Source organism: Flavobacterium sp. CR10, from assembly GCF_055814415.1.
Genome location: NZ_CP185985.1, coordinates 1512121 through 1538933 on the forward strand (window position 1 = coordinate 1512121; position 26813 = coordinate 1538933).

The 26813-nt window shown below is 33.9% G+C and carries 19 protein-coding genes; 12 read left to right on the plus strand and 7 right to left on the minus strand.

Translation table 11 applies throughout. The annotated features are described in order from the left end of the window. Positions 1-62 precede the first annotated feature (62 nt). Positions 63-359, plus strand: a complete 297-nt coding sequence (locus tag ACNRYB_RS06900) for an isoamylase early set domain-containing protein (protein WP_129746152.1) — start codon at positions 63-65, stop codon at positions 357-359. A 32-nt stretch (positions 360-391) separates the two neighbouring features. On the opposite strand, the gene ACNRYB_RS06905 is transcribed toward ACNRYB_RS06900, so the two are convergent. From ACNRYB_RS06905 to ACNRYB_RS06920, 4 genes are all read right to left on the minus strand, one after another. Beyond that, on the minus strand, positions 392-1243 hold the full coding sequence (locus ACNRYB_RS06905; RefSeq protein ID WP_111379457.1) for a thymidylate synthase: 852 nt from the start codon (positions 1241-1243) through the stop codon (positions 392-394). 89 nt (positions 1244-1332) lie between these two features. Then, on the minus strand, positions 1333-1956 hold the full coding sequence (locus tag ACNRYB_RS06910; protein ID WP_008466556.1) for a bifunctional nuclease family protein: 624 nt from the start codon (positions 1954-1956) through the stop codon (positions 1333-1335). Positions 1957-2121: 165 nt separating this feature from the next. Continuing rightward, positions 2122-3090 (minus strand): electron transfer flavoprotein subunit alpha/FixB family protein, encoded by a 969-nt coding sequence (locus tag ACNRYB_RS06915; protein WP_008466557.1) that lies wholly within the window; start codon positions 3088-3090, stop codon positions 2122-2124. A 146-nt stretch (positions 3091-3236) separates the two neighbouring features. Further along, positions 3237-3983: an electron transfer flavoprotein subunit beta/FixA family protein gene (locus ACNRYB_RS06920; RefSeq protein WP_473729615.1), complete on the minus strand. Its 747-nt coding sequence runs from the start codon at positions 3981-3983 to the stop codon at positions 3237-3239. Positions 3984-4484: 501 nt separating this feature from the next. On the opposite strand from ACNRYB_RS06920, the gene ACNRYB_RS06925 reads away from it, so the two are divergent. The 5 genes from ACNRYB_RS06925 to ACNRYB_RS06945 all read left to right on the plus strand — a co-directional run bounded on the left by ACNRYB_RS06925 (position 4485) and on the right by ACNRYB_RS06945 (position 12131). After that, complete coding sequence (locus tag ACNRYB_RS06925; protein WP_008466560.1) at positions 4485-5462, plus strand: pyruvate dehydrogenase complex E1 component subunit beta; 978 nt, start codon at positions 4485-4487, stop codon at positions 5460-5462. A 69-nt stretch (positions 5463-5531) separates the two neighbouring features. Beyond that, on the plus strand, positions 5532-8033 hold the full coding sequence (locus ACNRYB_RS06930) for a DUF5686 and carboxypeptidase-like regulatory domain-containing protein (RefSeq protein ID WP_473729616.1): 2502 nt from the start codon (positions 5532-5534) through the stop codon (positions 8031-8033). A gap of 224 nt (positions 8034-8257) precedes the next feature. Continuing rightward, a complete protein-coding gene (locus ACNRYB_RS06935) occupies positions 8258-8857 on the plus strand; it encodes a DNA-3-methyladenine glycosylase family protein (protein ID WP_473729617.1) in 600 nt (199 codons plus the stop codon). Between the two features lie 111 nt (positions 8858-8968). Further along, positions 8969-9499: an inorganic diphosphatase gene (locus ACNRYB_RS06940; RefSeq protein ID WP_111288276.1), complete on the plus strand. Its 531-nt coding sequence runs from the start codon at positions 8969-8971 to the stop codon at positions 9497-9499. A 112-nt stretch (positions 9500-9611) separates the two neighbouring features. Beyond that, complete coding sequence (locus ACNRYB_RS06945; protein ID WP_473729618.1) at positions 9612-12131, plus strand: sodium-translocating pyrophosphatase; 2520 nt, start codon at positions 9612-9614, stop codon at positions 12129-12131. Between the two features lie 186 nt (positions 12132-12317). Here the strand turns inward: ACNRYB_RS06945 and ACNRYB_RS06950 are convergent, their stop codons facing one another. Together ACNRYB_RS06950 and ACNRYB_RS06955 are read right to left on the minus strand one after the other, a co-directional pair. Then, positions 12318-12932 (minus strand): deoxynucleoside kinase, encoded by a 615-nt coding sequence (locus ACNRYB_RS06950; protein ID WP_129746158.1) that lies wholly within the window; start codon positions 12930-12932, stop codon positions 12318-12320. After that, entirely contained in the window at positions 12932-13747 is an 816-nt protein-coding gene (locus ACNRYB_RS06955; protein ID WP_473729619.1) for a hypothetical protein, read from the minus strand. The genes ACNRYB_RS06950 and ACNRYB_RS06955 overlap by 1 nt, the downstream gene beginning before the upstream one ends. 212 nt (positions 13748-13959) lie before the next feature. Between ACNRYB_RS06955 and ACNRYB_RS06960 the strand changes: the two genes are divergently transcribed. The 3 genes from ACNRYB_RS06960 (at position 13960) to ACNRYB_RS06970 (ending at position 19992) form a co-directional block, all read left to right on the plus strand. Further along, positions 13960-14847 carry a GLPGLI family protein gene (locus tag ACNRYB_RS06960; RefSeq protein WP_473729620.1) on the plus strand — a complete coding sequence of 296 codons (888 nt, stop codon included), beginning with the start codon at positions 13960-13962 and terminating at the stop codon, positions 14845-14847. Between the two features lie 91 nt (positions 14848-14938). After that, entirely contained in the window at positions 14939-17626 is a 2688-nt protein-coding gene (locus tag ACNRYB_RS06965; RefSeq protein ID WP_473729621.1) for a carboxypeptidase-like regulatory domain-containing protein, read from the plus strand. A gap of 92 nt (positions 17627-17718) precedes the next feature. After that, positions 17719-19992 carry a hypothetical protein gene (locus ACNRYB_RS06970; RefSeq protein ID WP_473729622.1) on the plus strand — a complete coding sequence of 758 codons (2274 nt, stop codon included), beginning with the start codon at positions 17719-17721 and terminating at the stop codon, positions 19990-19992. 109 nt (positions 19993-20101) lie between these two features. Here the strand turns inward: ACNRYB_RS06970 and metK are convergent, their stop codons facing one another. Beyond that, positions 20102-21352 carry a methionine adenosyltransferase gene (metK, locus tag ACNRYB_RS06975; protein WP_057117586.1) on the minus strand — a complete coding sequence of 417 codons (1251 nt, stop codon included), beginning with the start codon at positions 21350-21352 and terminating at the stop codon, positions 20102-20104. A gap of 545 nt (positions 21353-21897) precedes the next feature. Between metK and ACNRYB_RS06980 the strand changes: the two genes are divergently transcribed. From ACNRYB_RS06980 to ACNRYB_RS06990, 3 genes are all read left to right on the plus strand, one after another. Further along, complete coding sequence (locus tag ACNRYB_RS06980) at positions 21898-24744, plus strand: TonB-dependent receptor plug domain-containing protein (protein WP_473729623.1); 2847 nt, start codon at positions 21898-21900, stop codon at positions 24742-24744. Positions 24745-25081: 337 nt separating this feature from the next. Further along, positions 25082-25258, plus strand: coding sequence for a hypothetical protein (locus ACNRYB_RS06985; protein ID WP_473729624.1), 177 nt, complete (start codon positions 25082-25084; stop codon positions 25256-25258). Between the two features lie 71 nt (positions 25259-25329). Further along, positions 25330-26634 carry an O-acetylhomoserine aminocarboxypropyltransferase/cysteine synthase family protein gene (locus ACNRYB_RS06990; protein WP_473729625.1) on the plus strand — a complete coding sequence of 435 codons (1305 nt, stop codon included), beginning with the start codon at positions 25330-25332 and terminating at the stop codon, positions 26632-26634. The last annotated feature ends 179 nt before the right edge of the window (positions 26635-26813 follow it).

Genomic DNA, 26813 nt, shown 5'->3' on the forward strand with positions numbered 1-26813 from the left:
GTAGTTAGTGTTTCGTTGAATTTAATTAATTTTAGGTGTATAAATCTAAAAACGAAATAGTTATGTCTTTGAAAAAACAATTTATCAAAACGAAGCCGGTTGTTAAAGTTACATTTTCAATAGATGCCAAAGATGCTGATTCGGCAGCGGTGGTTGGAGATTTTAATAACTGGAATGCCTCAGAAGGAGCTTTAAGCAAGTTAAAAAACGGAACGTTTAAAGCAACTTACGATTTGGTGAAAGATGCGATTTACGAATTTAAGTATCTGATTGACGGGAATTATGTAAATGATCCAGAAGCCGATTCTTATAAATGGAATGATTACGCTGGCAGTGAGAACAGTGTTTTAGTTGTATAAAAAAATCCGCTATTAAAGCGGATTTTTGTTTTTTATACAGCAACACTTCCTTTTATGGCAGGATGCGGATCGTAATCTACAAGTGTAAAATCATTAAAATCAAAATCAAAAATGTTTTTAATCTCAGGATTTAAAATCATTTTTGGTAATGGTTTTGGCTCACGAGTTAATTGCAGTTCCAATTGCTCAAAATGATTGTTGTAAATATGTGCGTCACCAAAAGTGTGAATAAATTCGCCTGGTTCTAAATCGCATACTTGGGCAATCATCATAGTTAGCAATGCATAAGAAGCAATGTTAAAAGGAACTCCTAAAAAGATATCGGCACTTCGCTGATATAATTGGCATGACAATTTTCCTTTTGTTTCCCCTTTTTCAGGATCTGGACTAGCTACGTAAAATTGAAAAAATGCATGGCAAGGAGGCAATGCCGCTTTATTGTTTGCTACATTTTCTTCAAAAGATTTTTTAGTGTCTGGCAGAACCGAAGGATTCCACGCAGAAACCAGCATTCTTCGGCTATTCGGATTTGTTTTTAATTCGGTAATTAATTCAGAAATCTGATCGATTTCTTCGCTGTTCCAATTGCGCCATTGGTGACCGTAAACTGGTCCTAAATCGCCATTAGAATCTGCCCATTCATCCCAAATTTTCACTCCGTTTTCCTGAAGGTATTTGATATTCGTATCGCCTTTTAAAAACCAAAGCAATTCGTAAATGATGGATTTTAAATGTAATTTTTTGGTCGTAACCATTGGGAAACCTTCACTTAAATCAAAACGCATTTGGTAGCCAAAAACGCTTTTAGTTCCTGTTCCGGTACGGTCTCCTTTTTGATTGCCGTTTTCTAAAACGTGTTTTACTAAATCTAAGTATTGTTTCATTTTGTTTAATCGTTTAATCGTGGATTTGTTTAATTGTAGATTTGTTTAATCGATTTAACGAATAAACAGTTTAACGATTAAACATATATTTATCTTCTAGAGATTTCGTCTCTAATTTTTGCTGCTTTTTCGTAATCTTCTTGAGAAACGGCTTGGTCTAAAAGCTCGTTTAATTCTTGTAAAGAATGTTTTGCGTATACGTCTCCAGATTGGTTGCTTTCTTCTTCGTGTCCGAAAGTTTCAGGATTTGAAAGGACATCATCAATTTCTTGAGCGCCAGAATCTGTTTCGGCAGTATTCGATTTTAAATAAATTCCAGCTTTATCTAAAATGTTTTTATAAGTAAAAATAGGAGCGTTGAAACGAAGTGCCAAAGCGATAGCATCAGAAGTTCGTGCATCGATAATTTCTTCGATTTTATCTCTTTCGCAGATCAAACTTGAATAAAAAACACCGTCGACTAATTTATGAATGATAACTTGTTTTACCACGATATCAAATCTTTCGGCAAAATTCTTGAATAAATCGTGTGTTAACGGGCGTGGCGGTTTTATTTCTTTCTCTAAAGCAATAGCGATTGACTGGGCTTCAAAAGCGCCAATAACAATAGGTAATTTTCTTTCGCCGTCGACTTCATTCAAAATTAAGGCATAAGCGCCATTTTGAGTTTGACTGTATGAAATTCCTTTTATGGATAATTTTACTAGACTCATATATGTTTGTAAAAAAGGCACTTAGCACCTTATTTTAATACTATTTTGGGTTGGAAAATAAAGCTGCAATTTTAATCAAAAAATATGGAACAAAAAAGCTGCCTATAAACAAAGATACAACATCTTGTTTTTAGGCAGCAATATTTTTAAAGAGAATTCTTTGTATTAAGAATGCTGAGCTTTGAAAGCTTTTAATTTCTCTGTTAATTGCGGTACAATTTCAAAAGCATCTCCAACAACACCATAATCAGCCACTTTAAAGAAAGGAGCTTCAGGATCATTATTGATCACTACTTTTACTTTAGAAGAGTTGATACCTGCGATGTGCTGAATAGCTCCAGAAATACCAATTGCAATATATAAGTTTGTTGCAACTGGTTTTCCTGTTTGTCCAACGTGCTCACTGTGAGGTCTCCATCCTAAATCTGAAACTGGTTTAGAGCAAGCAGTTGCAGCGCCAAGAACAGCAGCAAGATCTTCTACTAATCCCCAGTTTTCTGGACCTTTCAATCCGCGTCCGCCAGAAACTACGATATCTGCGTCTGCTATAGAAACTTTTCCAGATACTTTTTCTACAGATTCTACTTTTACTCCAAAGTCATTATCTCCAACAGTTGGGTTGAAATCTTCTGCAGCAGCAGCTCCTGCACTTTCAAAAAGTCCGTAAGAGTTTTTAGCTAAACCAAGAACTTTTACATCTGTATCGATTTGTGTAATATTGAAAGCTTTGTTTGAGAAAGCATTTCTTTTTACTTGAAATGGAGAAGTGCTAACTGGCAATCCAACTACATTTGAAGCAAAACCAGCATTTAAAGCCACAGCAACTAGCGGTGAAAGATAAATGCTATCTGTTGTAGAAGAAAGCAATACTACTTTTGTTCCTTCTTTTTCAGCAGCTTGTTTGATAACATCAGCGTAAGCTTTTGCGTTAAAACCAGCTAATTTATCATTGCTTACTTTTAAAACTTTATCAACTCCGTATTTGCCTAACTCGCTTACATCACTGATGTTTACTGTTAAAGCAGTAACGGTTGTCCCTAATGATTCAGCTACTTTCTTAGCATAAGAAGCTAATTCGAAAGCAACTTTTTTAAATTTTCCTTCTGCAGATTCTGCGTATATTAATATTGACATAACAATTTTAGATTTTAGATTTTAGATTTCAGATTTTTGAAAATGAAATCTAAAATGATTATTGATTTTAGATTTTGAAGTGAATCAAATGTTGAGTTTTAGATTTCGTATTGCAATCAGCAATCTAAAATCTAAAGTCTACAATCTTAAATCACTTTAGCCTCGTTGTGTAATAAATTGATTAACTCATCTAAATTATCTGCAGAAACTAATTTTACTGCCGATTTTGGAGCTGGTTTTTCAAATTTCACCGCTTTTGTATTTACAGTTGCATCAACTGGCTCAAGAATAGTAAGCGCTTTAGTTCTAGCAGTCATAATTCCTCTCATGTTCGGGATACGCAAATCTTTTTCTTCAACAAGACCTTTTTGACCTCCGATAATTAAAGGAAGAGTAGTGCTTACAGTTTCTTTACCACCATCAATTTCACGAACTGCTTTTACATTGTTTCCGTCAATAGTTAAAGCTGTACAAGAGTTTAAGAAGTTGTATCCTAAGATTCCAGCAATCATTCCAGGAACCATTCCTCCATTATAATCTAAAGATTCTTTACCAGCAATTACAAGATCATAACCGCCATTTTTAATTACTTCTGCCAATTGTTTTGCTACGAAGAAACCATCTGTAGGATTTGCGTTAACACGAATAGCTTCGTTTGCTCCAATAGCCAATGCTTTACGTAAAGTTGGTTCAGTATCAGGACCTCCGACGTTTACAACCGTTACATTTGCACCTTGTTGTTCTTGAAACCATATAGCGCGTGTAAGACCGAATTCGTCGTTAGGGTTAATTACATATTGTACACCATTAGTGTCAAATTCTGAATCACCGTTGGTAAAGTTAATTTTTGAAGTAGTATCAGGCACATGGCTGATGCAAACTAGTATTTTCATAAGTATATATTTTGAATTTATAATATGCTTTTACAAATTTAGAATTTAATTTGGAATAATTATACTATGCATGCATAATATTTTTTAAAACTATTACGATTTCGCAGATTGTTCAGTTTTGGATGATTTTCATCGGAATCTAAAAATAAAATAATATTCATTTTGTCTGATTGTTAGGAATTTTGCAATAGCCGATAGTTGGAAAGCAAATTAATTTTGTCTGAGAAATACTAATTTTTGGTTTTTTACGTTAAGATGAATGAATTTTGGAGAAACAAGAATTAAACAAATAGACAGAAGTTTGTCTAAAAAATATTTTAAGCGATTTTAAGTGTGAATTATACGTTATTATATCGATTTCGTAATTGTCACAATAAAGTTTAAAAAGTTAAAACCTGAGAACAGATAGAAGTTCATGCGATTTTAAATTCAATTTATGCTTTTAAGTTATTTAAAATATTTATTTTTGCTCTTCAGAAAATTCAACATACAATAAAAAATATGAGAACAATACAATTTAGAGAGGCCATTTGTGAAGCAATGAGCGAAGAAATGCGTCGCGATGAATCCATATATTTAATGGGAGAAGAGGTTGCAGAATACAATGGAGCTTACAAGGCTTCTAAAGGAATGCTAGCTGAGTTTGGTGAAAAAAGAGTAATTGATACTCCGATTGCTGAGCTTGGATTTTCAGGAATTGCAGTAGGTTCTGCAATGAACGGAAACCGTCCTATTGTAGAATATATGACATTCAACTTCTGCTTAGTTGGTATTGATCAAATTATTAATAATGCTGCTAAAATGCGTCAAATGACAGGAGGACAATTTAATGTGCCTATCGTTTTCCGCGGACCAACAGCTTCTGCTGGTCAATTAGGAGCTACTCACTCACAAGCTTTAGAAAACTGGTTTGCTAATACTCCAGGGCTAAAAGTTGTTGTTCCTTCAACTCCTTATGATGCAAAAGGGCTTTTAAAATCTGCTATTCGTGATAACGATCCAGTTATTTTCATGGAATCTGAGCAAATGTACGGAGACAAAGGTGAAGTGCCAGACGGAGAATACACAATTCCTCTAGGTGTTGCCGATGTTAAACGTGAAGGAACAGATGTAACTATCGTTTCATTCGGAAAGATCATCAAAGAAGCTTTCATTGCTGCTGATGAATTAGCAAAAGAAGGAATTTCTTGTGAGATTATCGATTTAAGAACAGTTCGTCCAATGGACAAAGATGCTATCTTAAAATCGGTTAAAAAAACAAACCGTTTAGTAATCCTTGAAGAAGCTTGGCCAGTTGCCAGCCTTTCTTCTGAGATTTCTTATATCGTTCAAGAGCAAGCTTTTGACTTCCTTGATGCGCCAATTCAACGTATTACAACTGCTGATACTCCTGCACCTTATTCTCCAGTATTGTTAAAAGACTGGTTGCCAAATGCAGGTGATGTAGTAAAAGCAGTTAAAAAAGTATTATACAAATAATACAAATACAAAATACTCATAAAACTTCATCAGGCAGAATGGATTGGTGAAGTTTTTTTTTACTTTATAATGAACAAATTAACTCTACTTCTCTTATATATTGTATTTGCTTTTGCGAATGTTGCTACTGCACAAACTAAGGTGAGTGGAGTTGTTTTGGACAAATCCAACCAGCCAATACCTTTTGCCAATGTAGTTTTTAAAGGTTCTAATATTGGAATCGTTTCTAATGAAGACGGCCGTTTTTATTTAGAGTCGCCAAATACTTATACTGCACTTTTGGTTACTTCGGCAGGATTTTCAGACAAGGAAGTTCCTTTGGAAAAAGCGGTAAATTATAATTTTAAAATTGTTTTGTTCGAAGAACAAGTGCTTAACGAAGTTGTAATTTATACCGGAAAAACATCTAAGAAGAATAATCCAGCATTGGATATTTTGAGAAAAATATGGGAAAGAAAACGTAAAAACGGATTATACCTATTTAATCAATATCAAATGCAGAAGTACGAAAAAGTGGAATTTGACATGAACACTATTGATAGTGCATTTATGAAAAATAAGCTTTTTAAAGGAATGGAATTTATCTTTAATCATGTTGATACTTCAGATGTTACTGGAAAAACCTATTTGCCGATTTTCATAAACGAATCGGTTTATGATGTTTATGGAGACAACAAACTAAAGAAAGTAAAAGAAAACCTTACGGGAAATAAAATGTCTGGTTTTAACGGAAATCAGCAGATTTTATCTTTTGTAAAAGACCTTTATTCGGATTATAATATTTACGACAATCACCTGAAGTTTTTTGATAAAAGTTTTACAAGTCCGCTATCAAGAACCGGAATCGATGTTTACAATTATGTCTTAAAAGACAGTGCTTTTATCGATAAGAAATGGTGTTATAATATTGTTTTCTATCCGAGACGCAAAAACGAATTGACTTTTAAAGGAGATTTTTGGGTAAACGATACCACTTTTGCCATCAAAAAAATTAATATGGGCGTAACTAAAAGTGCCAATATTAACTGGGTAAAAGATATTTATATCGAGCAAGAATTTGAAGTAGAAAACGATTCTGTTTTCCTTTTGACTCGTGATTATATGATGTCTGATTTTGCTTTAAACAAAAAAGAAAAATCAAAAGGAGTTTATGGTAAAAGAACAACCTTATATCGCAATCATAAATTCAACATTCAGAAACCAGAGAAGTTTTATAAAGAAGAAGTCAATTTTATAGACAATGCTGTTTACGATCGACCGCCCGAATTCTGGGAGGAAAATCGTTTTGAAAAATTAAATAAAGACGAGCAGGGAATTTATAAAATGCTTGACACTTTACAGACCGTCAAGCGATTTAAGCAATTGTATAATCTCGTCTCGATTTTAGGAAGCGGTTACATCGAATTTAAGAACTTCGATTACGGACCAATTTTCTCCACTTTCGGATATAATGAAGTCGAAGGTATAAGATTAAGAGTGGGTGGAAGAACTTATTTTGGTCCAAATGACCCATGGCGTATTCAGGCTTATACAGCTTATGGATTTGACGATAATAAATTCAAATATGGTGTTTCTGGAAAATGGATGGTTGACAAGAAAAACCGTGTCATAATCTCTGGAGGAAATAGGCGTGATATCGAACAAATTGGTGCGAGTTTAACGACTACAAATGACGTTTTAGGACGAAGTTTTGCATCTTCTGCACTGTTTACAACAGGAAGTAATGGAAAATTGACCAACATTAATTTGAGCAATGTTTCTGTAGAAATGGAGCCTAAAAAGAATTTTATTGTCTCGGCAGGACTTTCGTATCGAACATTAGAATCGGCTTCTAAAACCTTTAGTCTTGATTATTACACAACTTTACCAACTGCGGCAAATCCAGCAGGAGTTGTTGAAAGCATGGTAAAACAATCTGAGGCAAACATTCAGTTTGAGTTTATGCCAAACAGAAAAACTATCGGTTATGGTGTAGAAAGAGATTTGGTAGACAGTCCATACAGTCATTTCTTTGTGAATTTTAGTTATGGATTGAAAGGTGTTTTTGATAGTGATTTTGCTTACGAAAAAATTCAGGTTTTCTACAGGCAGCCCATTATTATTGGACCATTAGGAAGAACAAATATCACGATTGAAACAGGAAAAACTTTTGGTACAATTCCGTTAGGTTTGATGAGTGTAATTCCGGGTAACCAGACTTATTTTACAATTGAAAATACATTCAGTAACTTAAATTTCTACGAATTTGTTACGGATCAATATACAACCTTACAATGGAATCATGATTTTGGAGGTAGATTATTTGCTAGAATTCCATTCATGAGAAAACTAAACTGGAGAGAATTTGTTGGAGTAAGAGCGGTTCACGGAACAATCTCTGATGCAAACCGCGCTATTAATGCTTCGGGATTACCTTATAATGCTCCAGAAAAAGTGTATTATGAATATCATGCAGGAATTGGAAATATATTTAAAGTTTTTAGAATTGATTTCTCTTGGAGAGGAAATTATCTAGATATGCCAGATGCTCATAAATTTGCAGTAAAAGGATCGTTCGGATTTTATTTTTAAAGATGCAAAGGCTCAAAGTTACAAAGTCGCAAAGGTTTTAAATCTTTGCGATTTTTTTGTTTCTAGCTTTTGATAATCATTGAGATTCGAGATCAGATCTTTATCTGCTTAATCTGCTTAATCTGCTTAATCTGCGAGAGATAAAAAAAACTTAGCGACTTGGCGACTTTGCGAGAACTAACTCCATTTTTCTTAAATTTGATTTACTTTCGAAAACTATAATCATGCAAGAAGCCATAGATTTCCTTTCCTCTAAAAATCCAATATTTCTAGAAATAATAGAAAAGTATGGATTGCCACCAATCCCTAGACGTCCTCCAGGTTTTGAAACTTTGGTTTTATTAATTCTTGAGCAGCAGGTTTCTATAGATTCGGCGAAAGCTACATTCTTAAAAATAAAAGCTTTTGCAACTTGTGATCCTGAAAACATGGCTATTCTTTCTGATGAAGAATTTAGAAGCCTTGGAGTCAGCCGTCAGAAAACAAAATACATTAAAATTTTGGCGGAAGCGGTTTTAAATAAAGAATTAGATATTGAAGGGTTAGCGTCAAAACCTGCAAAACAAGTTCGTGAAGAATTAATTAAATTAAAAGGAATTGGAAACTGGACCATCGATATTTATTTAATGTTTTGTCTGGAAGAGCCTGATTTGATTCCGCTTGGTGATATTGCAGTAATTAATACCATAAAAGAATTGCTGAATATTCACGATAAAGAGGAAATGGAAATTCATGCCGAACAATGGAGTCCATATCGATCTTATGCGACCTATTTGCTCTGGCATTATTACTTGAAAAAAAGAAATAGAACAATTAGCTATTAATTGCTTGTTTTTTAAACTCTAATGAGGATAATTTAACCTTGTTTTTTATTGTAAAACTAGATTCTTTAGTTATTTTTGCAACCGAAATTATAGAAACAATAAAAAACAAAAATGACCGCAGACAAATTAACGACTTTCGATGTATTGATCGAAATACCAAGAGGAAGCAGAAATAAATACGAGTACGATTTTGAAATTAAAAGAATGCGTTTCGACAGAATGTTATTCTCTTCTATGATGTACCCAGCAGATTACGGATTTATTCCAGAAACTTTAGCTTTAGATGGTGATCCTCTTGATGTATTAGTTTTGGTAAACGAACCAACTTTTCCTGGATGTGTAATGGAGGTTAAACCAATTGGTGTTTTCCACATGGCAGATGACAAAGGACCAGACGAGAAAATTATTTGTGTACCAGTTTCAGATCCAATCTGGAATTCATTAAATGACCTTTCTGATATCAACCCACACTTAGTAAAAGAAATCGAGCACTTTTTCCAAGTTTATAAAGATCTTGAAAACAAAAAAGTAGACGTAGAAGGATGGGGAGACGTAAAAGAAGCTTATGATATCATCGCTGAGTGTACAAAACGTTTTGATGACATTGAAAATAAACCGGCTGGATTATTTAGCATTAAATAATTTTAACCTTATTCTATTATAAAAAAAGCAATACTGCCGTCAGGAGTATTGCTTTTTTGTTTAAATTCGTTCAGTTAGATTGTTGACTATTAACCAAAACCAATAAAATATTATGAATGCATTTATGATTTACCTGCCTATTATCATGGCAGTTTTAGGATTACTTTTCATGGGAATAAAAAGGACTTGGGTTTTAAAACAAGACGCTGGAGACGGTAAGATGAAAGAGATTTCAGATTACATCTACGAAGGAGCCTTAGCCTTTCTAAAAGCCGAATACAAACTATTAACCGTCTTTGTGATTATTGCCAGTTTAGCTTTGGCAGGAATCACTTTTATTCCAGGAGTAAAAACACATTTATTAATCGTAATAGCATTTATTTTTGGTGCATTTTTCTCTGCTTTAGCAGGAAATATGGGAATGAAAATAGCGACTAAAACAAACGTTAGGACTACTCAAGCAGCTCGTACGAGTCTTCCGCAAGCTTTAAAAGTTTCTTTTGGCGGAGGAACTGTAATGGGGTTAGGTGTAGCAGGTTTAGCTGTTTTAGGATTAACATCATTTTTTATCATTTTCTTTCATTTGTTTTCTGGAGGAGTTTGGAAAGACACAGATACTATGACGGTTGTTTTAGAAACTCTTGCTGGATTTTCACTTGGTGCAGAATCTATCGCATTGTTTGCCAGAGTTGGAGGAGGAATCTACACAAAAGCTGCCGATGTTGGTGCCGATTTAGTGGGTAAAGTTGAGGCAGGAATTCCAGAAGATGATCCTCGTAACCCAGCAACAATTGCAGATAATGTGGGAGATAACGTTGGAGACGTTGCAGGTATGGGAGCTGATTTATTTGGATCTTATGTAGCAACTGTTCTTGCTGCAATGGTTCTAGGAAACTATGTGATCAAAGATATGGGCGGAAGCATCAATGATGCTTTCGGCGGAATTGGCCCAATTTTGCTTCCAATGGCAATTGCTGGTTTCGGAATCTTATTTTCGATTATCGGAACAACATTAGTAAAAATATCAAACGACAATGCTAAAGAAGCACAAGTGCAGAAAGCATTAAATATAGGAAACTGGGTTTCTATTGTTTTAACAGCTGTGGCTTGCTTCTTTTTAGTGCAATACATGCTTCCTGAAACAATGCAAATGACTTTCTTTGGAGAAGGTTCCAAAGCGATTTCATCAATGCGTGTTTTCTATGCCACTTTAGTTGGATTGGTAGTTGGTGGCGCTATTTCGTCAGTAACAGAATATTATACAGGATTAGGAACAAAACCAGTATTGGCTATCGTTCAAAAATCATCTACAGGAGCAGGGACAAACGTAATTGCAGGTTTGGCAACGGGAATGATTTCTACTTTCCCAACAGTATTATTGTTTGCCATCGCAATTTGGATTTCTTATGTTTTGGCAGGATTTTATGGAGTGGCGCTAGCGGCTTCAGCAATGATGGCTACAACAGCCATGCAATTGGCAATCGATGCTTTCGGACCAATTTCTGATAACGCTGGTGGAATCGCCGAAATGAGCGAATTGCCAAAAGAAGTTCGTACTAGAACAGATATTTTGGATTCAGTAGGAAATACAACAGCAGCAACAGGAAAAGGATTTGCAATTGCTTCTGCAGCCTTAACTTCATTGGCTTTATTTGCGGCCTATGTAACATTTACAGGAATTGACGGAATCAATATTTTTAAAGCGCCAGTTTTAGCGATGTTATTTGTCGGTGGAATGATTCCGGTAGTTTTCTCGGCTTTAGCAATGAATTCTGTTGGAAAAGCGGCAATGGATATGGTGTACGAAGTTCGCCGCCAGTTCAAAGAAATTGCTGGAATTATGGAAGGGACAGGAAAACCAGAATACGGAAAATGTGTTGAGATTTCTACAAAAGCCGCTTTACGCGAAATGATGCTTCCAGGAGTTTTAACAATTGGTTTTCCAATCTTGATTGTTCTTTTAGGAAAATTAGTTTACCCAGACAATAATCAATTAATTGCTGAAATGCTTGGTGGATATATGGCTGGAGTTACGGTTTCTGGCGTACTTTGGGCTGTTTTCCAAAACAATGCTGGTGGCGCTTGGGATAATGCTAAGAAATCTTTTGAAGCCGGAGTTATGATTAATGGCGAAATGACTTATAAAGGTTCTGATGCGCATAAAGCAGCGGTAACAGGAGATACAGTTGGAGATCCGTTTAAGGATACTTCTGGACCTTCAATGAATATTTTAATCAAATTAACTTGTTTGATTGGATTGGTAATTGCTCCAATTTTGGGTGAAGGCCATGCTCCGTCAGATATTGCTGGAAAAGCTTCTTGCTGTGCTAAAACTGAAATGCATGCAGGAATGTCTAAATGCGGCGATATGTCTGGAATGACAAAAGAAGAATGTATTAAAATGTGTAAAGAAAAAGGTTGTTCTGAAGAAGAAACAGCTAAATGTCTGGCTCATTTTGATGCAAACGGAAAATACTCTCATACAGAAAGTCAATCAGTTCGTGTTGAAGTTAAAAATATCAACGGAAAAACTACTGGAACTGTTACCAAAACAGTAGACGGAAAAACAACAACCGAAGTTTTTGAAGGAACTGAAGAAGAAGTTTTAGCAAAAGTTGAAGCTGCGAAATAAGTACGATCTATCCTAACAGGTTTTCAAAACCTGTTAGGTATCCACTTGAACATTTCAATTAGAATGAAAAAATGGATAACTAAAAAAATACCTAACAGGTTTCCAAAACCTGTTAGTATAATAAAAGAAAATGCCTCTAAATAATTTTAGAGGCATTTTTATTTTGTATAAATCGAGATTCTAATCTTAGAACAATCCGTTTAATTCAGCATCGATTCTATTAATTATATCTCCCAAATCTTCTGGATTGTCAACAAAATTGATATTATCAACATCAATAATTAAAAGTTTTCCTTTTGTGTAAGTCTGAATCCAAGCTTCATATCTTTCGTTCAAACGGCTTAAATAGTCGATAGAAATAGAGTTTTCGTATTCACGCCCGCGTTTGTGGATTTGACCAACAAGATTCGGAATCGAACTTCTCAAATAAATCAATAAATCGGGAGCTTTAACCAACGATTCCATCAATTCGAACAAAGACGTGTAATTCTCAAAATCACGACTTGTCATTAAACCCATTGCATATAAGTTAGGAGCAAAAATATGAGCATCTTCGTAAATCGTTCTATCCTGAATGATTTTTTTTCCGCTTTCGCGAATTTGCTGCACTTGACGGAAACGGCTGTTTAGGAAATAAATCTGAAGATTGAACGACCAGCGCTCCATCTGATGATAGAAATCATCCAGATACGGATTATCAACTACGTCTTCATAATGAGGTTCCCATTTGAAATGTTTCGCCAATAATTTGGTCAAAGTTGTTTTTCCTGCGCCTATGTTTCCTGCTATTGCTATGTGCATTACGGTGTTACGATTTTATAATTTGATATATCTGTAGCTGTAAAAATAGATAAAATTTGGTCTTTGTAATAAAAATTGTCAAAGGTTTTTTCTGAAATTTTAATCTCAGAAATTACTTCTGGATTTGGTTTATTGAAACCTTTAAAATACAATAAATTATCCTTACTGAAAAGATATTGAGAAGAATTAACAATGGCAATTTTATCAAAATCGGCTATTTTTCCTAGTGAAGTAATTTTCCCAAAAATGTCACAAGAATACCAATTGTTTTTCTTGTCAACCCAAAAGAAAGTATTAAAATCGGTTTGATAATATTGAATTGGTTCCGTCAGTGGAATTGAGACGGTTTTGTATTCATTTTTTAAATAATCAAAAAGACTAATTTGCTGGTTTAAAGTATTGTAAATCCATAGTTGATTTTGCGTGGACATTCCGATCGCACTTACTACAATTGGAGTGGCATTCTGCGAAAAATTAATTTCGGTCATTTTATTTAATTGATTGTCCAATAAAACTACACTATTGAAATCTTCATAAAACAAAACAATCTTTAGCGGATTCTGGAGGTCAACTTTTGTTATTTTCCCCAAAGAAACATTTTTGTATTCAAAGATTTCTTTTCCTTTAACTTTACTGAAAACATTATTGGTTATCTGATACGAATATCCAAAAGCATCATATCCTAAAAAAGCATCAGAAGTATTTTTGTATTGAGAAATTAAAGTTGGATTTATACTCAAATCCTGAGCAGAAAGCGCATGGAAAGTGCAGAAAAGAAATATGGAGGATAAAATTTTTTGCACAGTTTTACGCATTAGAAATTATTTTACAAGAGCACCAAATTACAAAAAACTCTTCTTTAAATTTCAATTTTAAGTCTTAAACCTTTTTTTAATCTAATAGTCTAAAAAATAAGCGGTTCTATCTATACCTTAATGCCGTTTATATATTTAGTTTTTTGAATTTTAAAATAAATAATACATTTGAATGTAAGTTTTGTCGGATTTACTCACTTAAAGAAAATGAAATGAAAAAGATATTTTTTTATATTACTTTATTGCTTGTTTCTAGTCAAATTCAAGCTCAAAAAGATTTTCAGGGAATGGCTGTTTACGAGTCTAAAACCCAAGCGCCAAAATTTGAAGGAATGCGTGGCAATAGAGATATTACTCCAGAAATGCAGAAAAATATGGAAGAGCGTATGAAAAAAATGCTCGAAAAAACATTCATTTTAAATTTCGATAAAGCAGCATCAATTTATAAAGAAGAAGAAAAATTAGAAGCGCCTGGCCAACAGCAAGGAGGTTTTCGAGTTATGTTTGGTTCGCTTACTGGCGGTGGAGGTACTTTCTATAAGGATGTGAAAGCAAAAACATATACAGTTGATAAAGAATTCATGGGCAAGGAATTTCTTGTTGTAGATTCTCTTCCAAAATTAGAATGGAAATTAGAACAAGAAACTAAGCAAATTGGCGGTTACAATTGCTTCAAAGCGACAGCTGTAAAACAGGCAAGTAAAACCGATTTTAGAAACTTCAGACCTAAAAAAAATGATGACAAAAAGGATGAAGAGAAAAAGACTTCTGGAGATACCAAAACGAATTTTGCAGATAATTTCGAAATGCCAAAAGAAATTGTCGTGACAGCCTGGTATACGCCTGAAATTCCGATCAATCAAGGACCAGAAAATTATTGGGGACTTCCGGGATTAATCTTAGAAATCAACGATGGGACAACGACTATTTTATGTTCGAAAATTGTTTTGAATGCCAAAGATAAGGTAGAAATAAAACCTTCTAAAAAAGGAAAAGTAGTTTCTCAGAAAGAATATGACGAAACAGTAATTAAAAAAATGGAAGAATTTAGAGAAATGAACCGCGGCCGTGCTGGCGGACCTCCTTCTATGGGAAGATAATATCTTTAAAATTACAATTTTTCAAAATCCAAAATCCAAATTGCTTCGCCTGTTCGCTATCGCTCGGGTCTAAACTTTCAATATTCTTATAATGAATAAGACACTTTTTGTATTTGCCTTACTTTTTACCTCTATATGCTTTTCTCAAAGTGTTCGCTTTGATGGCTTTATTCAGGATGAGCAGAAAAATCCCTTAGAAATGGCCAATATTATGGCTATTAATAATGGTACAAAAGCAATGGATTCTTACGGAATAACCAATGATAAAGGAAAGTTTCAGTTGACTTTGAAACCCAATACAGCTTATACCATTAAAATAAGTTATTTGGGAATGAAGTCTAAAGAAATTGCAGTATCGACTAAGTCTGAAAACATGACTCAGAATATTGTTTTGGATGGCGCTGGAATAGAATTGGAAGGCGTAGAAATTGTTCGCGAAATGCCAGTTTCTATAAAAGGCGACACAATTGTTTATAATGCTGATTCTTTTAAATCTGGAACAGAAAAAAAGCTTGAAGATGTCTTAAAGAAACTTCCAGGAGTTGAGGTAAATGCCGATGGAGAAATTGAAGTTGAAGGAAAAAAAGTCAGCAAATTGATGGTTGAGGGAAAAGATTTTTTTGATGGAGATACCAAATTAGGCGTTAAAAATATTCCGGCCGATGCTATTGATAAAGTTCAGGTTTTAAGAAATTATAACGAAATAAGCCAATTAAAAGGTCTAGAAAACGATCAGGAAAATGTGGCGATGAACATTAAACTGAAAGAAGGAAAAAAGAACTTTTGGTTTGGAGATGTAACAGCAGGAATTGGAGTTGCAGAATTGGACAGCCGATATATCATTAATCCAAAACTTTTCTATTACAGCCCAAAATACAGTATTAATTTAATTACGAATTTTAATAATATTGGTGAATTGCCTCTTACGGCTCAAGATTATTTCAAGTTTACAGGAGGATTCAAAAATATGATGAAAAAAGGCGGAAGCAGTTTTAATGTTTCGTCTAATGATTTAGGAATTTCGTTATTGCGTAATAATCGTGCAAAAGAAATTGAAACGAAATTTGGCGCAACAAACTTTGCTTATTCAGCTACAAAATCGTGGAATATAAGCGGTTTTGGAATTCTTTCAACTTCAAAAACCGACTTAGAAACCAAATCGCAAACAACAATTTTAGAATCTGGAGATCAGCAGAAAAGTAACGAAAATACCAATCAGAAAAATAATTTGGGACTTTTTAAATTAAGCTCAACCTATAAGCCAAGCGACAAATTTCAGTTTGATTATGATATTTTAACCAAGCTTACTAAACAAGAAGAATACTCAGATTTGTTTAGAGAACAGATTGTTCAAAACGTTGCGACTTCAGAAGATATTTTTACAACAAAAAAACAAGATCCTACTTCGATTAATCAGAATTTGAGTTTGTATTATACGCAAAGTGCTAAAAATATCTTTGCTTTTGAAATGCAGCATTTATATCAGGACGAAAATCCTTTTTATAATGCTAATTTGCAAACACTTCCTTTTGATTTATCAGGATATATTTCGGGACAAAACAGAAATGATTATAATCAAGACCGATTTGTAAAAACCAATAAACTAGATGCAAAACTAGATTATTATTATATGGTTACACCAAAAAGTAATTTCAATATTACTTTAGGAAATACGTATTCGTATCAGAACTTTAATTCTCACATTTTTCAAATGTTAGATGATGGAACTAGAAACGATTTGAATAATGCTCAAAATAATAATGATGTAGATTATCGTTTTAATGATGCTTTTTTAGGTTTTCATTATAAAATCCTCACAGGAAAATTTACGTTCACACCCGGAGTAAGCTTTCATACGTATCAAATGACAAACGGACAATTAGGAACCAATTATTCTCAGAATTTCACGAAAGTGCTTCCGGATTTCTTTGCTTTGTATCAAATCAAAAAATCAGAAACATTAACGTATAATTTTTCTCTAACAAACGATTTTACAGATATCAATCAGTTGGCTTCGGGTTATGTTTTGTCTAATTATAGCAGTTTGTTTCGCGGAAATCGTTTCTTAGAAAATGCGACTTCACAAGTACATTCGTTACGTTATTTCAAGTATAATATGTTCAATTTTGAGAACATTTTTGCCAATGCAACTTACACCAGAAAAGTTGATGCGATTAAAACAAAAGCAGATTTTGACGGAATTAACCAATCATCAGTTCCTTACAACTCCAATTTAGCTGATGAGACTTTTACGGGAATGGGAAATTACGGGCGTTCGTTTTTAAAGAATTATAAAGCTTCTGCAAATGCTAGTTTTAATTGGTCGAAATTCAATAATATTCAGAATAATCAATTGTCAACAACAGAAAGTTTCAGCCAAAGCTATACCGTTCGAGCTTCAACAAATTATAAAAATCTTCCAAATATTGAATTTGGCTACAATCTTTTGATAAATAAATATAGTGGTTCAACCTTTTACACTGATAAACCATTTGCAAGATTAGATTATTATTTCTTGGATAGTTTCTCTTTTGTTTCAGAATACGAATTTTACCATTATTATAATGGCGATAAAACCGTTGATAACGAATATGATTTTTTAAGTGCCAGTTTAATTTACCAGAAAAAGAACAGCAAATGGGAATATAAAATCTCGGCAACCAATTTGTTGAACACAACATATCTTAACGATGACAGCTTCTCACAATTCTCTACAAGGGTTTCTCAATATACTGTGCAGCCACGTTACATCATATTTTCGATGAAATACAATTTGTAGTATTTTTGGTGCTAATATTGTGGTTTTTGTGATTTGTTTAATGGAGAATCAGATATCTTTGCGCTATATTATTAACGACTAAAAACGTAATCATGCGCAATTTTACATGGAGTTTTTTACTCTTGTTTGCTGGAGTTTTTGTTTCTTTCTCTCAAACAAGTGGCATTGAAAAAGGAACCTATTTATCTACGAATAAAGGGGGAAAAATCAAATTGAATTTATTAGATGATAACAAGTATGAACTGGTTTTTTATTCGGGAGGATATGAAATTAAAGGCGATTCTTTGGTTTTCTTAAAAAGTAAAAATACCATAGATAATAGATTTGATCTCTCTTTTGCTAAAGATAAAAAAGCAAAAAAAATTAAGATTAAGTTTTTGAATCCGTCTTATTATTCTTTTTACATAGGAACTCAAAAAGGGACAGAATCTGTTCAATACCAGAGACTTTCAGATATAAAAACGAAAGTAGATCCTGAATATATCAAAACAGATTTGGATTTTGAAATAGAAAAGACTGATTTCCTTTATTTGGTTTATGAGGATTATAATGGGAAAAGCGATGTTAATAAATATGCATTGCCAAAAGATGTTTCAGAGATAACAATCAATTATGATTTGGCAGTTCTCAGCGATTTAAATCTTGTTGGATCTTTTGATAAGAATACAAAAGAATTAAAAATTTCTGATCAAGCAGGAAAAGATCCTTTAGTGTTTGTGAGCGAAAAAGATGAGAAGCCGGCTAAGGCTCCAACAGTAGTTCCGATAGAAACACAGTCTGTTACAAACTGGACTTATCCTGGGAAAGATCCTGATTACGGTTCTTATGGAAGTGCTGTAGTGGATAGCATATATAATAGTCTGCCAGTTGATACTACTGCGGTGCCAGCAGCAGCTTATCCTATTGATCCTCCAGCTTCTTATACCAAATACGATTTTAAACTAAAAATAGAAGACAATCTAAAAAAGGCAATAGAATCTACCAAAACAGCCAGCAACAAATTTTTGGTAGTCGTGGTTGACAGCAAGAATAAATCGGCTAAGGAAGGTTTTGATGCTTTTGTAAAAGAACAAGAAACTCAAACGGGATATAATATGTATGATTCGTATAATGCGCTATACGATACCTACAATTATTATTTGGCTGGAGCCGATGATAAAAAATGGCTGAAAAACAATAAAATTACGAATGATCCGAGCGTATTGGTTTTAAACGGAAACGGTGATGTACTGGCTGTTGCAAAATCAGATTTAACAACACAGCAATATCAGTTTAGCTATTATGGCGATTTGTATAGAAAAGTTCAAAAAGCAAATGCTTTCCTTTCTATAGATAAAGTTTTAACGAACAAAAAAGCCTCAGATGCAGATTTAATTAATGCTTTTAATAAAGCGGCTTTATTAGAAACGTCTTATGATTATGATTCAGATTATTCAGTAAGCGATCCTAATTCTACTGATTTTGTAATTACAAAAACGGCTTTAGACCAAAAAGAAGTAGCTCAAACATGGAAAAAATTGATTGAAGCGCACCAAAAAGATAAAGCTGTAAACATGTATTTGGCTGAGACTATTATAAAAGAAATCAAAAATCAAGGATTTACAAAACAGCTTTTTAATCAAGACAGAATTCTTAATGATACTGATTTTCTAGCAATAGATTATTTGCTAAAACATTCTGATGATATTGAGAATAATAAAGTTGCTTTCAATAATAGTGCGCCAGAAGTTCATAATATAGGAAGTGCTGTTTCTGAAATTTCTAATGCATTACAGCAGAATCTGTACGCTTCTCAGGACGGTCTTACAGGCGAAATGAATAAAGAGAAAATCAATTCTGTTTACAAAAAGATCATAGCATCTGGAAAAGGAAATTTTGATGCCTACAGAAATTATTTTTATTATTTAAGCCAGCTTGAAGATCAGGATGGTTCTAATACTGCATATTTGAAAGAGTTCAGTTCTTATTTTGATAATACATTAGCTGGACCAAGCCCAATAGAAAAATTAGATGCTATTTTTGGAGGTTTAGATTCTAGCTCAAGTTATTCTTATGATGGATGGAGTTCATTTAAACTTTACCACTCAGATATTTGCAATAACGCGGCATGGGCAGTTGTATTAAAACCACAGAACTCAAACTTTATAAAGAACGCTATTAAATGGTCTGAATATAGTTTAGTAATATCTAAAAACAATCCGTATTATTTAGATACTTTAGCGCAATTGTATTATAAAGATGGACAGACACAAAAAGCTATCGAAACACAGGTTTTAGCAGTAAAATTTATTACTAGTGACGTTGATGAAGAAACTGCAAATCAAATGAAGGAAGTTTTAACTAAAATGAGTAACGGAACATATTAATAAAGAATTATCAGTATAAAATAAAAGCCGATTTCTAGAATTAGAAATCGGCTTTTTATGTTTAGCTAATCTAGACGTCTAATAATCTAAGTTAGTCTATAAGTCTGAATTATAATCCAAAAGCAGCTTTTACTTGGTCAACAAAATCAAGTTTTTCCCATGTAAACAACTCAACAGTAACCGTTTTTTCGTTTCCGCCTGGAGCAGAGAAAGTTTTAGTAACAGTTTCTGGTTTACGTCCCATGTGTCCGTAAGCAGCAGTTTCGCTATAGATTGGGTTTCTTAATTTTAAACGTTGCTCGATAAAGTAAGGACGCATATCGAAGATAGCTTCTACTTTTTTAGCGATTTCACCGTTAGTTAAGTTTACTTTAGAAGTTCCATAAGTTTCAATGAAAATTCCCATTGGCTCAGCAACACCAATTGCGTAAGAAACCTGAACTAAGATTTCATCAGCAACACCGGCAGCAACTAAGTTTTTAGCGATATGACGAGTTGCATAAGCAGCACTTCTATCTACTTTACTTGGATCTTTTCCAGAGAATGCACCACCACCGTGAGCACCTTTTCCACCGTAAGTATCAACGATAATTTTTCTTCCTGTTAAACCAGTATCTCCGTGAGGTCCTCCAATAACGAATTTTCCTGTTGGGTTAATATGGTAGTTGATTTTATCGTTGAATAAATGAGCGTGCTCTGGGTTTTTAGCGATAATTCTAGGAATCAAAATTTCGATAATATCTTTTTTGATTTTTGCTAACATTGCAGCTTCTTCGTCAAAATCATCGTGTTGAGTTGATATAACAATCGCATCAATACGAGTTGGTTTGTTATCGTCGCTGTATTCTAAAGTTACTTGAGATTTAGCATCTGGACGTAAATACGTGATTTCTTTGTTTTCGCGTCTTAAAATTGCTAACTCTTGTAATAATTTATGAGATAAATCTAATGCCAATGGCATGAAGTTTTCAGTTTCGTTTGTAGCGTAACCAAACATCATTCCTTGATCTCCTGCACCTTGTTCTTCTGGCTTAGCTCTGTCAACACCTTGGTTAATATCTGCAGACTGCTCGTGAATAGCTGAAAGAATTCCACAAGAATTCGCTTCAAACATATATTCACTTTTAGTATATCCAATTTTACGGATTACTTCACGTGCAATTTGCTGAACATCAAGATAAGTATTCGATTTTACTTCACCTGCTAAAATTACCTGACCAGTTGTAACTAATGTTTCACAAGCTACTTTTGAGTCAGCGTCAAATGCCAAAAAGTTGTCAATTAATGCATCCGAAATTTGATCTGCAACTTTGTCTGGATGCCCTTCACTAACAGATTCTGACGTAAATAAATAAGCCATAATAATGTAATAAAAATGTATTAATTTTAAATTTAAGCGAGGAAATAATTGCTAAAAAGGGCTAAAGGAGGGTTCCTGCTTTAGCATTTTTTACTGCTGAAATGAATCTTTCAGCATTCATAACGAAACCATTTCATTATGAAGAGGTTGCAATCAGTTCAAATTTTTCCTCTATTTCGGGTGCAAAGGTATGAAACCATTTTGATTTGCAAATTAAAGTTCAACTTTTTTTATTTTTTCTAGCAGAAATTTAACAATAACATACTATTTTGATAGGGTAATAGAAAATATTTGGTTTTTTGTTTGGTCGATTAAAAAATAGTTCGCAACTTTGCCCCGTTAAAACAAAAGAAACAAATGAAATTTACAGTTTGCAATATGATGTCTTGTAAGATGCCGGAGTTCTCCGCAGAGACACTATTGTAAATATTTTTCAAAATATATAAATAGAACCTCTGCCGAACCGCAGAGGTTTTTTTATTCAAAAAATAAAAGCTGTAAGATTTTTTTTAAGCCAAAAACACTAATTAATCAGTAAAGAAGAAATGAAGAAAAATGTACTAATCGTTTTAGGTCTTGTGACATTTTCAGGACTTTATGCTCAAGACAATAAAAAAGAGCAAGATAGTTTAAAAAACAACGAACTGTCTGAAGTTACTATTATTGGATCAAGAAGTAAAAACAGAGTTAAAACAGATGTACCAGTTCCGGTTGATGTTTTTAACGTATCAGAAATAACAAAAGGAGCACCGCAAACCAGCGTAACGCAGATTTTAAATTATGTTGCTCCATCATTTACGAGTAACCCAACATCTACAGCAGATGCAACAGACCACGTTGATCCTGCCCAATTAAGAGGATTAGGACCAGATCAGGTTTTAATTTTAGTAAACGGAAAAAGAAGACACACAAGTGCTTTGGTAAACATAAACGGATCGCCAGGAAGGGGATCTGTGGGAACAGATTTAAATGCCATTCCGTCTTTTGCTATAGAAAGAATTGAAGTTTTAAGAGATGGAGCTGCCGCGCAATATGGTTCTGATGCAATTGCCGGAGTTATTAATATTGTTCTAAAGAAAAATGCTAATTATTTGACAGGAGGAATTCAATACGGAGCCAATCTATCTTCTGGATCAAATAATTTTGAAGGAGGAGCAGACGGACAAACCGCCCAAATCGATTTAAACTACGGAACTTCATTAGGCAAACCAGGAAGTTTCTTAAATGTTACGGGAACTGCAGTAACAAGACAAGCAACAAGTAGAGCAGGAATTAGAAGCAACCCAATTTTTAATGCTTACAATGCGGTTGAAAATAGAGCTGCGCAAGATGGAGTAGAAATCAACTCTTTGTTTAGCAACATTAATACAACTACAAATTCAGCTCAGATTTTATCATCACTAAAACAATATGCACCGCAAGTAAGTTATTTTACAACGGCACAGCAAAACGCTATTGCATCGGCATCGACAATTGCACAGATGCAAACGGCTTTAAATTTTGATGTGACGAATAATGAACTGGCTTATAGAGGTCAACAGAGAAGTGATTATAATATGAGTGTTGGACAGTCAGAATTGGCTGCAGGACAATTGTATTTTAATGCTAAATATCCTTTGAGCGAAATCACTTCATTATATTCTTTTGGTGGAGTTTCTTATAGAGGCGGTAAATCATATGCATTTAACAGACTGCCAAATGGTTCAGGAACTTTCACGCAAGTGTATGAAAATGGATTCTTGCCAGAAATTGAATCGAAAATTTTAGATGCTTCTGGAGCAGTTGGTGTAACTACGCAATTATTTGGGTTTGATACCGATTTAAGCACCAACTTAGGAACAAACTCTTTTAATTATGATGTAAATAATACGATCAATGCAACTCTAGGAACAAATTCACCGTTTAGTTTTGATGCTGGAAAAGTTTCGTTTTTACAAAGCACAACCAATTTGGATTTTAGTAAAAAACTAGATATTCTTTCTGGATTGAACGTTGCTTTTGGAGGTGAATTCAGATATGAAAATTATCAGATTAAAGCAGGAGAAGAAGCTTCTTACGGATTATATGATGTAAATGGAAATTTAGTTTCAGGAATTCTGCCAAGCAATTCGCCATTAATTGTAACAGACTTCTTCGGGAACAAACGTGGAGCAGGAGCGCAAGGGTTTTCAGGATTCCAGCCTTCGGATGCTAAAGAAAAAGACAGACAAAGTGGTGCGGCTTATGTTGATTTAGAATTGAATGCCACTGAAAAATGGCTTGTAAATGGAGCAGCGCGTTATGAAAACTATTCAGATTTTGGAAATACAGTTACATTCAAACTGGCTTCTCTTTTAAAACTAAATGACAACATCAATTGGAGAATTTCTGGACAAACAGGTTTTAGAGCGCCTTCTTTACAGCAAAGATATTTTGAATCAAGTTCAACACAATTTATAAACGGTGCTCCATATCAAGTTGGTTATTTTACCAATGATTCGCAAGCGGCAAAAAGCATTGGAATTGAAAGTTTAAAGCCAGAAAAATCAAAAAGCATCAGTACAGGATTTACATTCAAAATTCCTGAAGCTAACATAACCATTGCAACTGATGCTTATTTTACAAGAATCAACGACAGAATTGTATTGTCTGGACAATATTCAAGACCTACAGATGCACAGATAGCAGCGGCAACTTCTCCAGAACAGGCTGAGGCGTTGACTTTATTTCAACAGGCATTTGATTTGAAAGGAGTAGAAAGAGCTTCGTTTTGGACAAACGGAATCGATTCTGAAACAAAAGGAATTGATTTGGTAATTTCTCAGAAATATGATGTAATTCAAGATTTCACAATTAGAAATGATTTTGCATTTAGTTTTAATGAAACCAAAAGAGTAGGCGATTTGCATATTCCGCAATCAATCGTTAATGCAGGAGGAGAACCTTATATTTATTCTTTCTTTCCAGAATCAAGCCGAGTATATTTAGAAGAAGCGATTCCGAAATTGAAAGCCAATTTGATGACAACTTTCAATATTAAAAAACTAGATATTTATTTAAGAAATAGCTATTTCGGAAAAGTTACAGATCCAGGAGCAACAGATGTTAATCTAGACGGATTTTCTTCTGTGTACGAACATCCAGAATACAGCGCAAAATTGGTTACCGATTTATCTTTAGGATATCAGATCAACGAACATTTGAGAGCAACAATTGGAGTTAATAATATAGGAGATGTTTATCCAGACAGAAATAATCCTGCAACTCCAGCTTTTACAAATACAACGCCAACTTTGTCGCCAGCGCCAAGTACAGATTTGACAAATGCGAATCAATTTGCTTATTCAAGAGCAGTTTCTCAATTTGGATTAAACGGAAGATTTGGTTTTGCGCGCTTAAGCTTTAAATTTTAATTAAAATAATTTCTTTCAAGCCTTTTAAATAAAGGTTTGAAAGAAATTTCAAAAAAAATAATATAAAACTTCAATTTTAATTTGGTCGTTAAAAAAATACTTATTACATTTATTCTATCAAATTAGTCGAGTTTAAAAAATAGTAAAATTCAATTTTTAAATAAAATGAAAACAATAGCAAAAAGAGATATGATGTGTTGTAAGATGATGCAAATGTGCATCCAAACCTGCTGTTGCCAAAAGTGAAAGAGACAATCTTTGTTATAGTTAAACTATAAGCCCTTTTGGTCGCCATCCGAAAGGGCTTTTTTATTTCCAACATTTTAAATTTTAAATCATGAATACACTAGATATAAATACAATCGCATTTCAATACTTATTAAGAAATAATAATTCGGAAGAATCATCAACTGAAACTTTAAAATATGATCCTGCAAAGCAGAGAAAAACAGAGAAATCTTTATTGTTTCATCTATATGATCTTGAAGAAGAAGCTGAAGACATTTTAGCTTAAATCAATTTCTAAAAATCAATATCAATTACAATATATAAACGTATTAACAATACCTAAAAAACTAAGAAATCATGAGTACACAAAAATTTGCAACAAACGCACTACACGCAGGACACGACGTAACTAAAAACGCAGGAACTAGAGCCGTGCCAATTTATCAGACATCTTCATACGTATTTAATAATGCAGATCATGCAGCCAATCTGTTCGGTCTTGCCGAAGCTGGATTTATCTACACGAGACTTAACAATCCGACAAACGATATTTTGGAACAGCGACTGGCGGCACTTGAAGGCGGAATTGGAGCAGTAGTAACGGCTTCTGGAGCATCGGCAATTTCTACAACATTATTAACTTTATTAAAAGCAGGAGATCATATCGTAGCGTCAAACAGTTTGTATGGCGGAACTTACAACCTTCTGAAAGTTACGTTGCCAAGATTAGGAATCACAACTACTTTTGTTGATCCTTCACAACCTGAAAACTTTACTAAAGCAGCCAAAGAAAACACGCGAGCTTTTTTTGTTGAATCTCTTGGAAACCCAAAATTAGACATATTAGATTTAAAAGCAATTTCGGCAGAAGCCAAAGCATTCAAAGTGCCATTTATAGTAGATAATACAGTTGCGACACCTTATTTATTAAACCCAATTAAATATGGTGCCGATATTGTTATTCATTCCTTAACTAAATATATCGCAGGAAACGGAACTTCATTAGGAGGCGTTATCATTGATGCTGGAAATTTTGACTGGGCAAACGGAAAATTTCCTGAATTTACCGAGCCATCTGCAGGATACCACGGATTAGTATATCATGAAGCCTTAGGAAATGCAGCTTTTATAGCAAAAGCTCGAATTGAAGGTCTGCGTGATTTTGGTTCTGCCTTAAGTCCATTTAATGCTTTCCAGATTATTCAAGGATTAGAGACACTTCCAATCCGAATTAAGAAACATAGTGAAAATGCTTTGGCTCTAGCCGAATGGTTAGAGAAACAAGATGAGGTAGTCTGGGTAAATTATCCAGGTTTAAAATCTAGCAAATACAATGCTTTGGCCAAAGAATATTTGCCAGAAGGACAAAGCGGTATTATCACTTTCGGATTAAAAGGAGGTTTTGACGCTGCTAAAAAAGTAGTAGACGACACCAAATTATTCTCTCTGCTAGCAAATATTGGTGATACAAAATCACTGATTATTCACCCAGCAAGTACTACGCACCAGCAATTAACAGAAGCTGAGCAAATAGAAACAGGAGTTTCTAAAGACTTGATTCGTCTTTCTGTGGGAATTGAAGATATTGAAGATTTAATTGCCGATCTGCAAACTGTTTTTGAGAGCGTTTCGCTTTCTCAATACAGCATCAATAAAAATTAGGTTTTTTTGTTTTTTGTTTGAAAAATTGCCTTTAGCGAGTGGTTTTGCTAAAGGTGATTTTTTATGAAAAGCATCTTTATAAAATTTAAACCATATAAGGAATATAAGTACATTTTAGTGAAGGCGCACAGCGGTGCGTCTAACTTAAGAAGACGTTTAAATAATAAACGCCCCAATTA